The organism is Staphylococcus pasteuri (assembly GCF_030547725.1).
In the GTDB taxonomy this organism is placed as follows: Bacteria; Bacillota; Bacilli; order Staphylococcales; family Staphylococcaceae; genus Staphylococcus; species Staphylococcus pasteuri.
The window spans coordinates 1-233 of the sequence record NZ_JAUOQO010001036.1; the positions used below are offsets into that span (position 1 = coordinate 1).

Sequence of the window (233 nt, forward strand, 5' to 3'; positions counted from 1 at the left end):
TTCTAGTCCTGACCTCTGATCCCCATGGCCAGGTTGCGGCCGCCGCATTGGATCTGGGGGCGGATGATGTCGCGCCACAGCAAATTTCGGTCGATGAAATTGCCCTGCGCACGGATCGTTTGGTGGCACGCAAACGCATGTCGGACCGGTTGCGCAGCACCGTGCGCGAGGGGCTGCGTGCAGCGGTCACAGACCCGCTGACAGGGCTGTACAACCGCCGGTATGCATTGCCG

Annotated in this window: 1 pseudogene; it reads left to right on the plus strand. The window is 63.1% G+C overall.

The features are described from left to right. Positions 1-47 precede the first annotated feature (47 nt). Positions 48-233 (plus strand): annotated as a pseudogene (locus Q4528_RS16320) (hypothetical protein); the annotation flags it as partial.